Source organism: Cesiribacter sp. SM1 (genome assembly GCF_020178975.1).
In the GTDB taxonomy this organism is placed as follows: Bacteria; Bacteroidota; Bacteroidia; order Cytophagales; family Cyclobacteriaceae; genus Cesiribacter.
Genome location: NZ_JAHXBU010000094.1, coordinates 367,502 through 381,225, shown reverse-complemented (window position 1 = coordinate 381,225; position 13,724 = coordinate 367,502). Strand labels below are relative to the sequence as shown.

General features: G+C 46.2%; 12 protein-coding genes. 7 read left to right on the top strand and 5 right to left on the bottom strand.

Features of this window, described 5'->3' with window-relative positions; genetic code table 11:
- Positions 1-4 precede the first annotated feature (4 nt).
- Positions 5-1,192 carry a tetratricopeptide repeat protein gene (locus KWJ01_RS25755; protein ID WP_225000015.1) on the bottom strand — a complete coding sequence of 396 codons (1,188 nt, stop codon included), beginning with the start codon at positions 1,190-1,192 and terminating at the stop codon, positions 5-7.
- 565 nt (positions 1,193-1,757) lie between these two features.
- On the opposite strand from KWJ01_RS25755, the gene KWJ01_RS25750 reads away from it, so the two are divergent.
- Entirely contained in the window at positions 1,758-2,708 is a 951-nt protein-coding gene (locus tag KWJ01_RS25750; protein ID WP_225000014.1) for a redoxin domain-containing protein, read from the top strand.
- Positions 2,709-2,793: 85 nt separating this feature from the next.
- Positions 2,794-3,267 (top strand): DinB family protein, encoded by a 474-nt coding sequence (locus KWJ01_RS25745; RefSeq protein ID WP_225000013.1) that lies wholly within the window; start codon positions 2,794-2,796, stop codon positions 3,265-3,267.
- A 206-nt stretch (positions 3,268-3,473) separates the two neighbouring features.
- Here KWJ01_RS25745 and KWJ01_RS25740 read toward each other — a convergent pair whose 3' ends face one another.
- Positions 3,474-3,905 (bottom strand): OsmC family protein, encoded by a 432-nt coding sequence (locus KWJ01_RS25740; RefSeq protein ID WP_225000012.1) that lies wholly within the window; start codon positions 3,903-3,905, stop codon positions 3,474-3,476.
- A 180-nt stretch (positions 3,906-4,085) separates the two neighbouring features.
- Positions 4,086-4,658, bottom strand: coding sequence for a hypothetical protein (locus tag KWJ01_RS25735; RefSeq protein ID WP_225000011.1), 573 nt, complete (start codon positions 4,656-4,658; stop codon positions 4,086-4,088).
- Positions 4,659-5,041: 383 nt separating this feature from the next.
- On the opposite strand from KWJ01_RS25735, the gene KWJ01_RS25730 reads away from it, so the two are divergent.
- A complete protein-coding gene (locus tag KWJ01_RS25730) occupies positions 5,042-6,079 on the top strand; it encodes a M48 family metallopeptidase (RefSeq protein ID WP_225000010.1) in 1,038 nt (345 codons plus the stop codon).
- 54 nt (positions 6,080-6,133) lie between these two features.
- Here KWJ01_RS25730 and KWJ01_RS25725 read toward each other — a convergent pair whose 3' ends face one another.
- Complete coding sequence (locus KWJ01_RS25725) at positions 6,134-9,154, bottom strand: AsmA-like C-terminal region-containing protein (RefSeq protein ID WP_225000009.1); 3,021 nt, start codon at positions 9,152-9,154, stop codon at positions 6,134-6,136.
- Positions 9,155-9,543: 389 nt separating this feature from the next.
- Here KWJ01_RS25725 and KWJ01_RS25720 point away from each other — a divergent pair, with 389 nt between their 5' ends.
- The 4 genes from KWJ01_RS25720 to KWJ01_RS25705 all read left to right on the top strand — a co-directional run bounded on the left by KWJ01_RS25720 (position 9,544) and on the right by KWJ01_RS25705 (position 13,287).
- Positions 9,544-10,116: a hypothetical protein gene (locus KWJ01_RS25720; protein ID WP_225000008.1), complete on the top strand. Its 573-nt coding sequence runs from the start codon at positions 9,544-9,546 to the stop codon at positions 10,114-10,116.
- Between the two features lie 291 nt (positions 10,117-10,407).
- The gene (locus KWJ01_RS25715) at positions 10,408-10,857 is read left to right on the top strand and encodes an OsmC family protein (RefSeq protein ID WP_225000007.1); all 450 of its coding nucleotides are present in this window, start codon (positions 10,408-10,410) and stop codon (positions 10,855-10,857) included.
- Positions 10,858-11,129: 272 nt separating this feature from the next.
- Positions 11,130-12,698 (top strand): SulP family inorganic anion transporter, encoded by a 1,569-nt coding sequence (locus tag KWJ01_RS25710; protein ID WP_225000006.1) that lies wholly within the window; start codon positions 11,130-11,132, stop codon positions 12,696-12,698.
- Entirely contained in the window at positions 12,676-13,287 is a 612-nt protein-coding gene (locus tag KWJ01_RS25705; protein WP_225000005.1) for a carbonic anhydrase, read from the top strand. Before KWJ01_RS25710 ends, KWJ01_RS25705 begins: the two co-directional genes overlap by 23 nt.
- Positions 13,288-13,341: 54 nt before the next feature.
- Here KWJ01_RS25705 and KWJ01_RS25700 read toward each other — a convergent pair whose 3' ends face one another.
- Complete coding sequence (locus KWJ01_RS25700; protein ID WP_225000004.1) at positions 13,342-13,659, bottom strand: hypothetical protein; 318 nt, start codon at positions 13,657-13,659, stop codon at positions 13,342-13,344.
- Between the last annotated feature and the right edge of the window lie 65 nt (positions 13,660-13,724).

Below are 13,724 nucleotides of genomic sequence, written 5' to 3'. Positions count from 1 at the left end.
ACTATCAGAGTGTGTCGATGCTGAAATGAATATGTTCTTTTAACTGCGAGGCCCTGTAGCGGGCATACTCCTGGTATTTTGCATTGGCAGAGTCTGTTTCAGAAAGATATTTCTGGTAGTAGTTTAAAGCCACCTGCTTGTCTTTATAGTGCATATCGTAATTACGGGCCAGGTGGTAGAGCAGTGTTTTATCGCCAGAGGCTTTATGGGCAAGCTGAAAGCTGCGTATTGCATTGCTGTAGTCGCCTTTTTCCTCATAAGTTACTGCCAGCTGTGTGTAATAATGGCTGAGGTTTTCAGAAACACTTTGTTTGGTAGCTTTTTCCAGGTACTCAATACCCCTGCCAGTATCTCCGGCGTTTCTGTAGCTAAGGCCAAGGTAGTAGAACAAGACTTCTGTTTCCACTCCCTCCAGCTGCAGGTGCCCAAGCCAGCGAATGGCCTCTTCGAAGTTACTTAAGTGAAAGTGCGAAATACCCAGTAGCTGCAGGTAGTACAGCGAGCTGTCTCCGGCAGAAAGCGGATATTTCATTGCCCGGATCACCCCCTCATAATCTTTAACTTTATAGCTAAGCCGTGCCTGTAACTGCCACAGACGAATATTGCTGCTATCCTGGCTAAGCCCCTGCTGCACCAGGCCGGCAGCCTGTACATTATCTTCCAGTTTACTCAATAGTTCTGCAAGGGCTACGGTGCTCTCAATATCCTGCGGCGCCAGTGCCACAGCCTTCCGATAGTAATTTAAGGCAGCATTAACATCTCCGGCTTTATCAGCTGTAAAGGCTCGTTGTCTGTAAAAGTACGCATTTGTGCTATCCTGTTTAAGCAACAGGTCGTAGCAGGCAGCGGCTTTTGCATAATTTGCTTCCTTCAGGTATAGCTGCCCAAGTAAAGCTCTTGCCGGTTTATGCTCCTGTTCTTTCATCAGAAGCTTACCAACAGCCTGTCTGGCTGCGGCATTCTGTCCTAACTGGGCATAACACCTGCCTAACAGCCAAAGCGCTTCTGTTTGTACAGAATCTGTTTTGACTATCTGCTGCAGCAACTCAACTGCCTGCTGATAGTCAAATGTTTCCATCAGATACATGGCATCTTTTATCCTGGAGCTTTCGGGTTTCTCCTGGGCAGAAAGCAGGGAAGTGCATAGTACAAAAATCCCGCACACGAGGCATGAGCAGCTACTGTGTTTCATAAAAAGTAGTTTCATATAGTACCGACTTGTGTTGCCTAAAGGAAGCTACGAAAAAATGGGCAAAGATCAACTAATTAATTAGTTGATTAAGGGTTTTACCTGGGGAGGATAAAAAAGCAGCTATGCTCCAGGCAGGTGCTTATATTAAAATAATATTTAAAGTGGTGTAAGAGATGGTTATTTAATTATGAATGTGGTGTTTAGCGGTATAGGAAGTATTAAGATAGTAAGAATATTGTAAGGAAAGTTTTGAAAGTATATTTTTAAGAGTAGATTTATATTGCTTTTATAAATTCTATTTCCTGTACAAAAACAGGTTAAGCCTTTTAGGTTTTTTGGCAGTACCTACTAAAGAAATTAAAGTTTTGTCTGTGGTGCGGATCTAGTGGAGAAGGTAAGACAGCTTTTTACATCGAAAGCGCAAACCGGGCACTTTTTATAAAGCCTGGTATAGAGCAATGTCAAGGATTTTCTGGTGCACCCGCTCTTGAACGCGAGTGAATTTTTTAAATAGTCCTGATGCCTCTCACAAGGCCCCTGCCTTTGGCAATGTTATGAAAAACGTATGAGAAAGGTACCTACCTGGGTTCGGCCTCTGTTGCTTGGAGGCGGAGTCGTAAACTTACTACTGGCAGCAACTTTTATGCTGATGCCAGATGGTAGCAGAGTTTTATTTTTTGGAAATGCTCTTTTTTTGTCGCTACAGGCAATACAAATGTACGGCATATTGCTGGCTACGCTCGGCATAGGCTATATAGCCGTAAGCCTCAATCCCTTTAGCAATAAAGCTGTTTTGCTGATGGGGTTGATTGCAAACCTGATATTTGCCGTAGAACTGGCTGTTTTAGCCGGGAGCATGTTCTGGCAGTACATAGCATTGCAGCTTTGGGTACTGATAGCCCTTGGCTGGTGCGGATTAATGGTTGCAGTCCTGCACCAGATTGCGAAAGCCCGTCAGCAGCCCCAGTCCCTGGCACATGCTTATCAGGAGCCACTATCCAAAACCCTAAGCCGGTTTAGAACCCAGCGGGGCAAAAGCGTGCTGCAGTTATCCAATGAGCGCCCCACCATGCTTGTGTTTCTTCGCAGGCTCGGGAGCAGCTTTTGTCGCGAAACCCTGGCAGACATTAATCAGCAGCGTAAGATTATTGAACGACAGGGCACCCAAATTGTGCTGATTCACCTGGCAGAGTCGGGGGAAGCCAGTGAGGTGTTACAGAAATACGAGCTTGGAGATCTGCATCATGTAAGCGACCCTAATGGCATTATGTACAATGCCTTTGGCCTTAAGCAGGGAAGCATAACCCGGCTGCTAAGCTGGAGTGTTGGCATTATAGATTTGTTGAAGCGGACTCCCCGGCAGAAGGCAGCAAATAACAGCGTGCAGGAGGATTACTTCAGGATGCCGGGCGTATTCCTGATCAGCAAAGGAGAAGTTGTTCGCAGCTTTAAGCAGCGCAACCCCTCGCAGCGCCCAAATTTTCGCCATCTTTCCTCAGCAGATCAGGCAGCCTGATTTATCAGCTGTTTTCCAAATGTTACCTTAAGTTTAAATATTGTGCCTGATCTAACGGTAAAGCTTTGTTACCGTACAAACAGATATGAAAGCGCATTTTCTTAAACTACTTAACTACAATACCTGGGCAAACAGAAGGTTTCTGAGCTGCCTGCAGGATAATACCGTAGTAAACAATAAAGTATTTCTGCTGCTTAGCCATATATTAACCTCTGAGGAAGTGTGGCTGTGCCGGGTTAAAGGAGTAGAGGCACCCGTACAGCGCTTGTGGGAGATTTATCCTAACGCAACGCTCCCCCTGATGCTGGAAGAGAACAGCAGCCAATGGCTGGAGTTTCTGAACAATTGCAGTAACACAGACTTTGATCAGGAGGCTGTTTACAAGAATACAAAGGGAGAGTCGTTCAGTACCCGCCTGGATGATATTATCACACATATGGTGAACCACGGAAGCCACCACCGGGCACAGATTGCCAGCATGCTTCGGCAGGAAAAAATACAGCCACCAGCCGGCGATTACATTGTTTACATCAGGGAGCTTAAGCCTGCCCTTGTGTAACAGGCTCTGAAGGACTGCATAGATGCTGTAAAGCGAAGCACAGTTTTTTCTAAAGGAGCAGCCAGACTAACATATAATGTATAAAGCTAAGCAGCTGTACCCCGGCAGCTGTGTTCTTAGCCAGCATTTACATGAGCAGTATTAAACAAAACGAATAGCCTGGGCAGAAGCCCAGGCTATTCGTTTTGTGCAGTACTAATTTGTTATTACTGCAGCTCTGCATCCAGAGTAATTTCGCAGTTGAGCAGGCGTGAGATAGGGCAGTTTTCTTTTGCATCATTTGCGGCTTTCATGAATGCATCCTTCTCCATGCCTGGTACGTTTGCCTGCAGCTTAAGTGTGCTGGATTTTACCCGTGGGCCTTTATCATCAGGCTCCATGGTTATGGTACACTGGGTTTGAATATTTTCAGCAGTATGGCCTGCTTTTTCCAGCTGAGCGCTGAGGGCCATGCTAAAGCAGCCGGCATGCGCGGCAGCAATCAGTTCTTCGGGGTTCGTGCCGCTCTTTCCGCTCTCATCTTCGAAGCGCATGCGAAAGTTGTAGGGCTGATCTTTAAAAGCACCGCTCTGTGAATTAATCTGGCCTTTTCCGTCTTTAAGGCCTCCCTGCCATTTGGCTGTGGCTGTACGTTTCATAGTTTCTGATTTGTTTCTAGTTAAAAGAATAAATAGGGCAGTATTGTTGTCTACTTTTTAGTAATTGTAGCAAGGGCTTTGCGCCTGAAAAATCAAAGCTCTTCCTAAGGTACTAAATCAGGAACAAAACAAAATGGCTGCCCCGGGGCAGCCACATATAATTTGTATTGCTACTAATATTTATTTCTGTTCTTTAGCCACCAGACCTCTAGGGGCTCTTTTGATCTTTAGCTCGCGATCTACTTTGTTACGCCAGCCTTCCTGGCTTTTTCTATCCAGGCCATGCACACAGTCTTTGTCAAAGCGGCCCTGCTCTTTCATCTGAGCTTCGTTATACTGCAGAGCAAGTCTTTTGGCTACCTCTTTATCTTTTACCTTAATCTGCATGCTATTCAGCTTGCGCTCCAGCCGCCTGGCATATACCTCGGCAATATCGAAATGAAGCTGTTCATGGGCCAGTACGTAATCGTCTTTGCGATCGGGATGGGCCCAGGAGCGGTGGCTGTCGAACACGGCTCTTACTTTAAAGGTAACAAGACCGGAAAAGCTTACCTCCACCACATCCAGCTCAAGACCTGCATAGGTGGCAGCAGCAAATTCAGTATCCGGTGTATCAGGCTTTCCGCTAAAATCTGTCCACTGCAGGGGTATTGCCAGATCCCAGCGTTTAATACCATTCTCTGAAGATTGTGCCTGGGCAAACTGAACAGTTAGCAGTAAAATTCCAAACAGGCAAGTTTTAAGGTTTTTCATATTAATCCCGGGCAACACTATTCAACTATCAGCCTAATATATTGAAAACAAGCATTTTATCATCGGTATTGGCCAAAAAAATGGCAATGATGCTTTTGTGGGAGCAGCTTGTTCCTAAAACCGCAGAAACAGGAGTAAAATTCATCTGCAGGGCTTGTTTTCTTACAGGCCCTGGCTGCTGCCGTGTGCAGCTTTTTGTTGCTGTTTCGCTATATTTATTCGACAAGTTGCTGCCTGAATTTTATTGATCAGTTCAGAAATTAATTAGCTAAACCTCTCTCAGTATGAATATTACAGACCAAATACCAGTGCCATACAAAAAGTGGCTCATTTCGCATATTAATAGCACAAATCATTCCGATTTATATTGTTTTTACAAAACAGTGAAAGAAGGATCGGATTATGGTGAGTTTGTCTGCAAGCCCGATGCCGCCGGAGGACTCATGCTCGCCCGGCAGCACAATGAAGAGATATTGCAACTCACAGCTGGCGATCGCGAAGAGTTGCTCACTTACCTGGTTGAACACTATTTTCTTACCACAGAAATTGAAAGCTGGTACCAGGCCAGGAGAAAAAAGGCTGAATCAGGTGTACATGAAAGCTTTTTGAAAAAGCACCACAGCCTGCCGGGAATGGAGGAGGAGGTAACATATGCTGCCCACCCAAAAGAAAGCCGCTACCATGGGCTAAGGCTGGTTTTTAGCGTTTTATTTTATTGCGCCGCAGGAGGAGCATTGCTGCTCTATAACGAAGCAGTGCTGGATTATTTGCCGGAGCTTTTACTGCTTGGCGTTGCTGGGCTTGGTCTCTTTTTTCTGCTGCGGCATTTGGTAACGGGGTATTTTCTGGGCCTTGTGAAAGGCAATTCTGTAAGGATTGGTGCACGGCAGTTGCCTGAGCTGTACCAGATAGTAGAGAAGCAATCCAAAGCCCTGCAGCTGGCAGAGGTGCCCCATACCTACCTGGTGCATGGTAGCTTTAATGCTTTTGTGTTTAAGTTTATGCGCAGCAAGGTGCTGGTACTGCAGTCTGAAGTAGTAGAAACGCTGCTGAACGGGCAGGAGGATGTGCTGGCTTTTGTGATCGGGCATGAGTTAGGGCATATTAAACAAAAGCACCTGAACAGCAAATGGTGGCTGGCACCTGCTTATTTAGTGCCATTACTAAGCAAGGCCTATTCGCGGGGCTGTGAGTTTACCTGCGACCGGATTGGCTACCACTTTTCTCCTGAAGGGGCTGTAAAAGGCATACTGATCCTAACCGTTGGCAGTGAGTTATACTCGCGCATAGATGCCGAATGTTATACTACAGACTTTAAGGAAGATAAAAGTAGCTGGAGCTGGATCAGTGAGAAGTTTCAGGCACATCCGAGGCTGGGAAAAAGGCTTTGTGAAATTAAGCACTACAACCAGTACAAATAAAAAGCGGGAGCCAAGGGGCTCCCGCTTCTGTTTTATTCACCTGGACTTGCAGTATTATCTGCCGCCACCGCCAAAGATGTCTTTCAGCACACCTTTGCTCTTTTTCTTCAGGCTGTCCTGAATAGCCTTTTGCCTTTTTTCCAGCTCTGCCTTGGCTTTCGCCTCGGCTTCGGCCTGTCTTTTCTGTATTTCGGCCTGTGCCTGGGCTTCGGCTTCTTTACGTTTGGCTTCCAGCTCTTCTTTGGCCTTGTCTATCTGGGTGTCGATCTGCTGTTTGGCAGCATCCTTGGCAGCATCGGCTACACTGGTCTGGCCGGAGCTGCTACCACCACCTACCCCCAGGATATTGATTTTTGGGTCGGTTGCAGTACCGCCAATGCCCAGGTTCATCGGAATTTTATCGCCCACTACTGAGCCAATGCCATACTGTGCCAGCAGGTTATTTGCTGCCTGGCCAACTGCTCCGGAGGGTACCTCCAGCTTCATGTTGTAATCCAGGGAGCTATCGAAACCCTGGCGGCCGCTAAGGGTAATAGGTATATTGCCGATATTGAAATCGAACGGCTCTACGTTCACGCCGCCATCGGCTACTTTTACCTTCATCAGCACATCCTTAAGCTTAAGTACCTCCTGCCCCAGGTTATCGGTTAATTTGGTGGCCAGGGCTACTTTCTGAATCACATTAGAGTTTTCGATAACAGCTTCGGCTACTTTTACCAGTCCACCACCTGAAAGGGTGTTGAATACCGGCATCATATCCTGGCCAAGCAAGCCATTCAGGTTAAAATCGGTAGAGAAGTTACCCTCCATGCGCTCGGCAATAGGAGCCAGTTTTTGTATGGTTACAAAATTCTGGAATGCCTTCTGAATGCTTAGGTTATCGATTTTGATACCAAAATCAAACTTAGGCTTTTGCAGCTCGGTAGGATCGTACGTACCTGTAAGGCCAAACTGGCCGCCCAGGGTGTTAAAGGTAAGGCCATCCATGCGTAGTTTTCCATCTCTGGCCACAATGGTGCCAGCCATGTTATTGAGCGTAAGGTTATCGTACAGTACCTCGCCAATGGTAGCATTAAAGGTAAGGTCGATATTTTTTGGAATTTCAATGGGTTCCATGGCAGTGGCGGCAGCTGTATCAGCAGGGGCCGCATCGTCGCTCATCCACTGGTTAAGGTTAGCGCGCTGGCTCACCAGGTTCAGATCGCCATAAAGGGTCTGGTTGTCTTTCATGGCGTAAGCCAGGTAGTTGCGTACGCTACCGCTCAGCTGCATATCGGTATCGCCAATTTTACCGTTGAAGCTCTCCAGCACCATGGCCTGCGGGTTAAAGCGCATGTTTGCAGTGCTAAGTAGAAAATCGTAGGGCAGATCTTTGCTGCTGTACTTAAAATTTTCCACACCCATGGTACCGCTGGTAGGCAGCTCGTCGTAACGGCCGGCATCCAGGGCACTCATACGGCCGCGGGTTTGTATGTCGGCAATAATGCGGCCGGCAATTTCCATGTCTTCAAATTCCACAATCTTGCCAATGGTGGTAAGGTCAAGGGTACCCTGCAGGGCAGCATCCCATTTGTAATCATCCAGGTCTTCGAGCTGCAGGCGGCCTGTGAGACGATCCTGGTCTACCAGCATTGAGAAAGCAGGTACATTCACCACGGTAGCCTGCAGGCTGCCATCCTGGTTTGTAACAGTGCCGTTAAAGTTGAAATCCTGTACCGGAATAGGGTAGCTGGCTGTTTTAAAATAGCCATCTTTCAGGGCCATTTCGGCATTGGTTCTGGGGAAGCGGTTCTGGATGGTATCATACACACCCTCTGCCTTTAAGTTAACGCTAAAGAGACCCCTCATGACCATGGTATCGAGCTTCAGGATCTGGTCCAGCTCGGCCAGGTTCAGGCGGGCATCTACATCGGCTTTCACCTGCATTGGCTGCAGTCCGCGAATCTCCACCATACCTTTTACAGGGTTATTACCCATTTGCATGGCAAACTGGTTTACCAGCAGGTGCAGGTCTTTCATGTCGCCCTTCTGGTCTTCTACCACCATATCTACATTTACACCTTTTACCTCCTGGGGCAGATCGGGGTAGCGGAAGCGGCCGTCTTTTACCTGCAGGGCTACTTTATAGCCAGGCAGGGTGCTGTCGGCTTCGCTGTAGGTACCTTTCAGGTAGCCCTGGAAAGCCACATCGCCGCTTGCTTCTAATTGCTCAAAGTGCTCGTTATACATGCCGGGCACCAGTGAAAGCAGGCTTTTGAATGTGTTTTCCGGTGCGGCAAAATTCATATCGAATACAATAGGATCGTTAGGCATGGCCAGCCAGCCATCGAACTTAACAGCAAAATCATTCAGCTCCAGTACGTTATCCTGGAAGGTGAATTTCATTTCCGGCAGGTTCATGTTAATGGTGGCATCAGCTTCCAGGTGCTTGTCAGAAACATACTCTACGCCATCAAACACCAGGCTGGCGCGCTGAGATTCTGTTTGGGTGCGCATGTCAAAGATATCCTGTGTAAAGTCGCCGTTACCACTGTGGTTTACCTCTTCCAGGTCTATGCGAACGGGAATGCTGCGGTCTTCATACACAATGCGGCCCCCATTAATAGCCCAGTGCTGAATGCCTATCTGAAATTCTGTGGCAGTGGTATCTTCCTGTCCGGGAAGGGTTTCTTCTGCAATGGCAATATCGTAGTTGGCAGTACCATCTTCCAGCACCAGCACCTGAATAAAGGGGCGGTCAAGTTCAATGGCCCTGATTTTCATCTGATCACCAAAGAACAGGCTGCCCAGGTTGATCACAATTTTAAATTCATCTGCAGCCATCAGGGTATCGCCGGCAAAGCGGTCTTTGCCAACAATGCTGAAATCCTCAAGACCAGCGGTAGCATGAGGAAAATTGCGCAGCAGGCTTAAGCTTAGTTTATCAGGATTGTAGTTTACCTCCGCATTTACACTTTTTGCCAGTTGCTCATCAACCTTACGAAAGATCTCATCCTTAAAAATCACCGGAATTAAGATAAGTAGTAAGAGCAGTACCCCTACAACACTACCTATAATTATCAAAGCCTTTTTCATATCTTTAATTAAGCGTCTTTAACCACATTTATTGGTTATATCATATACTAATAAGAACCATGCCAAGCTAGTAGAAATTGCATTATTGCAAAAATGTTTTCTGCGCAAGAACTTACTTATGCCTGAACCTGAGAAAGGACGGGCTTTAAACGGAAAAAGCTAAAATAAAATGAGTTATTTTATTTTTTCGCTTATATTTTTAATTAATTCAAGAATTTATTCTATTTTTACCCTGTGTTTAGTAAGAGTCTAAACCAGCCGTCTCTGTAACTGACCACTTGTGTAAATCCATCAAAATCTGAACTATAATTTGGGTTAGATGGAGTGGGAGGTAAGCCATGAATTCTTACATTTGCACACATTTTTACACTCTCCAAATAATTATCGAAATGAAAAGAATCGCTTTACTAATCCTGGCGGCGGGTTTGTGCATGACGACCCTTTCTGCCAATGCACAGTACAGAAAAGGTGACCTTACCGGCAATGCAGGCCTGTCGTTTGGCTTGATTGGTTATGGTTTCGGCTATGGTAGCAGTACCCTTGGCTTTCCTCCGTTAACTGTAAATGTTGAATACAGCATTGATGATCGCTTTGCGGTTGGTCCTTACCTTGGCTACTTTTCCAGAACCTACAGAAGTGGCAGTTACCGTGATGGCTTTTCTGTGTTCTCATTTGGTGGCCGTGGCTCATTTCATGCTACCAGCTCCCTGAACGAGTGGTTTAACTGGAATATAGATGAAAGCAAATGGGATATTTATGCAGCAGCGGTATTAGGTTTTGAAGTATATTCCTGGAATTACGACGAGGACTATCTTGTTGATATTGATAACAGTGGTGGCGGAATTGTTATTGGTCCGGTGATTGGTGGCCGTTACTTCTTCAATCCTAACTTTGGTGTATTTGCAGAAACCGGCCGCGGTGCCCTTGGTGCATTTACTCTTGGTGCTTCAATGAAATTTTAGTCTGTATAAAGACATCATAGATATAGTAAGGGCAGGTGTGGAAACACCTGCCCTTTTATTTTCTCTTTATAGAAGCCTTTATGCAGCGCTAGGACTTGGACTTCCCTGCCTGCTTTCAGGCTTGCGGTAGGTAGGGCTCTGAAATTAGCATTAACATTTGTGTGAATTACCTCTTCCTGCTTAGCTTTACATAAAGAGGCAAAAGTGCTTACAGCCATTAAGCGCTATGCAGCAGGCTGTTTATTGTACCCTGGCAGCAGCCAAAAAAATTAACTAACACAAGAAAGCCTTATGGTTACGAATATTACCACCCACTTTGTAAGCGACTACCAGTTTGAGTCTGTAAACGAGAGTGGAAACCGGCTACAGATAGATATGCTGCCGGCAGAGGAAAAGGAGCATTTTTCACCCATGCAACTTGTGCTGGCTGCAGTTGGTAGCTGTGCCGCAGTTGATTTGGTGGGCATGATCAAGAAGCGCCGCCGTACTGTTACAGCCTTAAGAGTAGAAACCAGCGGACGCCGCAGAGATGAAATTCCAAAACGCTTTGTTGAGATCCACCTGCGCTTTGTGCTTACCTCGCCAGATGCCAATGAGGAAGAGCTGGGTAAGCTGGTAACCCTGGCTGTTGAAAAGTACTGCTCTGTTTCTGCCACCCTGGCCCAGGATGCAGATCTTACCTACAGCTGGACCGTGGAACGTGAAAATATCCAGACCGGCAACAGGGCCTCTATTCATTAGAGATAAAACTAATAATCTTTTCTGTGCTTTTGATGCTGAAAGGCGGGCATTCATTTTTATAAGACACCTTTTGTTAATGATGCGCTGCCTCTGAAACTGATGGTCGAACACCATCTGCAGAGGTTTATTTTTCTTTTCTTTATAATATATGTTTAAGGAAAAAGAGGTTCAGCTTACTCAAAGTTGAGTTTTTTACTCCTTCTGCTTCTGCTGCTGCTCCTGCTGTACTAAAATGCTTTGTACAATTGCTACAAAGCGCTTATTTTAGACGCATGGCGAATAAATTGAAATCTGAAATTACGTTCAAATGGTTAGGGTCTGATGTGTCTGCAGGCCTGGTAGTATTTTTAGTTGCGCTACCCCTTTGTCTTGGCATTGCACTTGCATCCGGGGCCCCGCTTTTTTCCGGAATTATCACGGGCATTGTAGGCGGTGTAGTAGTGGCCCTGCTAAGTGGTACAAACCTGGCAGTAAGTGGCCCGGCAGCAGGCTTAACAGTTATTGTGCTCAATGGTATTGAAGATCTGGGTGGCTGGGAGCCTTTTCTGGTAGCTGTTGTGCTGGGAGGTGTGATACAGCTTGCTTTAGGCTTTTTGAAGGCGGGTTTCATCGGCATGTTCTTTCCACACTCGGTTATTAAAGGCTTGCTTGCAGCCATTGGTCTTATTCTTATTCTTAAACAAATACCGCATTTTTTTGGCGTTGATGAGGACTTTTTCGGGGATTTTGCCTTCTGGCAGGCCAACGGCCTTAATACATTCTCCGAAATATTCTACTCCTTAACCCACATACACTATGGGGTTGTAACAGTTGGCATTGTTGCGCTGGCCATAATTATCTTCTGGGATCGGCCTTTTATGAAGCAAAACGCAATACTGAAGAATATACCAGGCGCTCTGGTAGCAGTTATTGCAGCGATAGGGCTTAAGTTGTTTTTTGATGGCATGCCTGGCTGGCAGATTGAAGAATCACATTTGGTGAGCCTGCCGGTGTTGCGTAACTGGGGTGAGATTAAAAGCAGCCTGTCTCATCCTGATTTTGCTATACTTTCCAATCCGCAGGTTTACCTGGTTGCTTTGAGCTTAGGCTTAATTGCCAGTATAGAAACCCTGCTTAGTGTAGGAGCTACTGATAAGCTAGACCCTTTACGCCGCCACTCCCCAATGAATCGGGAGCTGCTGGCACAGGGGGCCGGTAACATTGTTAGTGGTTTTATTGGTGGCTTGCCCATGACGGTGGTGATTGTTCGCAGTACGGCAAACATTAGTGCCGGCGGCCGCACCAAGCTGGCAAGTTTTTTTCACGGTATTTTTCTTTTGGTGAGTGTGCTTGCCATTCCTGGCTTGCTTACTCAGATTCCTTTAGCGGCGCTGGCAGCTGTACTGCTGGTTGTTGGTTATAAGCTGGTAAGTATAAAAGTGATCAGGGAACAGTGGAGCCAGGGGCGTGACCAGTTTATTCCTTTTATTGTTACGCTGGTTGCCATTGTGTTAACCGACCTGCTAATAGGTGTGGTAATAGGCATGGTGGTAGGCATGTATAGCATCCTTAGGGAAAATTACAAACATGCCTTCCATAAAAAGAGCGTGCACCACAACGGACATGAAACCGTGGAACTTGTTTTATCTGAGCAGGTTACTTTTTTGAACAGGGCACACATCATCAATGAGCTAAATGCCATACCAGAAAATGGAAGTGTTGTGATCAATGGCTCTCACTCTACCTTTATTGACCATGATGTGCTGGAGACTATTAAAGATTTCAAAAGAGAAGCCGCTGAAAAGAAGATTGATGTAAAACTTATCAACATAGAAGCCGATGGAGGAAATATTCAAAAATAACAAAGAGTGGGTTGCCGAGCAGCTGGCAAAAGACCCTAACTATTTCAAAAATCTTGCGAAAGGCCAAAGCCCGCGGTATTTGTTTATTGGTTGCTCCGATAGCCGTGTTCCGGCCAACGTTATAACCGGTACAGAAGCTGGCGATATGTTTGTGCACCGCAATATTGCTAACATGGTGGTGCATACCGACATGAACCTGCTAAGTGTATTGCAGTATGCTGTGGATGTGCTCAAGGTGCGCGATATTATTGTGTGTGGCCATAAAGAGTGTGGTGGTGTGGCTGCCGCCATGACCAGCCAGCAGTTTGGGCTTATAGACAACTGGCTGCGTAACATCAAAGATGTAGCCCGTATATATGCTGATGAGCTGAATGCTATTGAGGATGAAAAAGAGCGCCGCGACAGGCTGGTAGAATTGAACGTAATTGAACAGGTTAAGAACCTGGGCATGACCTCCATTGTACAGAATGCCTGGCACAGGGGCCAGGAGCTGAACTTACACGGCCTGGTGTACCACGTTGGAGAGGGTATACTTAAAGACCTGAAGGTAGATGTAAGCGAGTTTCGCACCCTGGATGCACCAAAGTAAAAAAGAGCCGGAGATTTGATCCGGCTCTTTCTGTTTACCAGCTGCTGTGCTTTATTATGAGTTGTTTTCCTGTTTGCTACCGGTAGTAGAGCCCAGGTTGGATTGTTCCTGTACCCTGCCTTTAGGGTTGGTTTGCTGACCACCACCACTTGGGCTCAGTTGATCTGTGCGGCCGCTTATCTCATTGTTGCGGTTTTGATCTTCTCTTCTGCGCTGGTCCATACTCATGTCAACATTCCGGTCACGGCGCTCTCTGTCAGACTGTGAGTTGCCGGAATCTTCTTTAGAGCGGCTTGCTGAATTTACGTCGCTCCAGTTACGGTTCGATTCGTTGTTATTGTTGCTTCGGTTGTTCTCTCTATCAGTATTCATAGTTCAAAAAGTTTAATTTAACATTTATTTATTATATAATATTTTACGGCAGAGTATGGCTGATG

Bases quoted from the DNA above. Each gene is read 5' to 3' on its own strand.
- KWJ01_RS25715 (WP_225000007.1), top strand. From the start codon at position 10,408: ATGGTTACGAATATTACCACCCACTTTGTAAGCGACTACCAGTTTGAG.
- KWJ01_RS25735 (WP_225000011.1), bottom strand. From the start codon at position 4,658: ATGAAAAACCTTAAAACTTGCCTGTTTGGAATTTTACTGCTAACTGTT.
- KWJ01_RS25710 (WP_225000006.1), top strand. From the start codon at position 11,130: ATGGCGAATAAATTGAAATCTGAAATTACGTTCAAATGGTTAGGGTCT.
- KWJ01_RS25750 (WP_225000014.1), top strand. From the start codon at position 1,758: ATGAGAAAGGTACCTACCTGGGTTCGGCCTCTGTTGCTTGGAGGCGGA.
- KWJ01_RS25740 (WP_225000012.1), bottom strand. From the start codon at position 3,905: ATGAAACGTACAGCCACAGCCAAATGGCAGGGAGGCCTTAAAGACGGA.
- KWJ01_RS25720 (WP_225000008.1), top strand. From the start codon at position 9,544: ATGAAAAGAATCGCTTTACTAATCCTGGCGGCGGGTTTGTGCATGACG.
- KWJ01_RS25700 (WP_225000004.1), bottom strand. From the start codon at position 13,659: ATGAATACTGATAGAGAGAACAACCGAAGCAACAATAACAACGAATCG.
- KWJ01_RS25725 (WP_225000009.1), bottom strand. From the start codon at position 9,154: ATGAAAAAGGCTTTGATAATTATAGGTAGTGTTGTAGGGGTACTGCTC.
- KWJ01_RS25755 (WP_225000015.1), bottom strand. From the start codon at position 1,192: ATGAAACACAGTAGCTGCTCATGCCTCGTGTGCGGGATTTTTGTACTA.
- KWJ01_RS25745 (WP_225000013.1), top strand. From the start codon at position 2,794: ATGAAAGCGCATTTTCTTAAACTACTTAACTACAATACCTGGGCAAAC.
- KWJ01_RS25705 (WP_225000005.1), top strand. From the start codon at position 12,676: ATGGAGGAAATATTCAAAAATAACAAAGAGTGGGTTGCCGAGCAGCTG.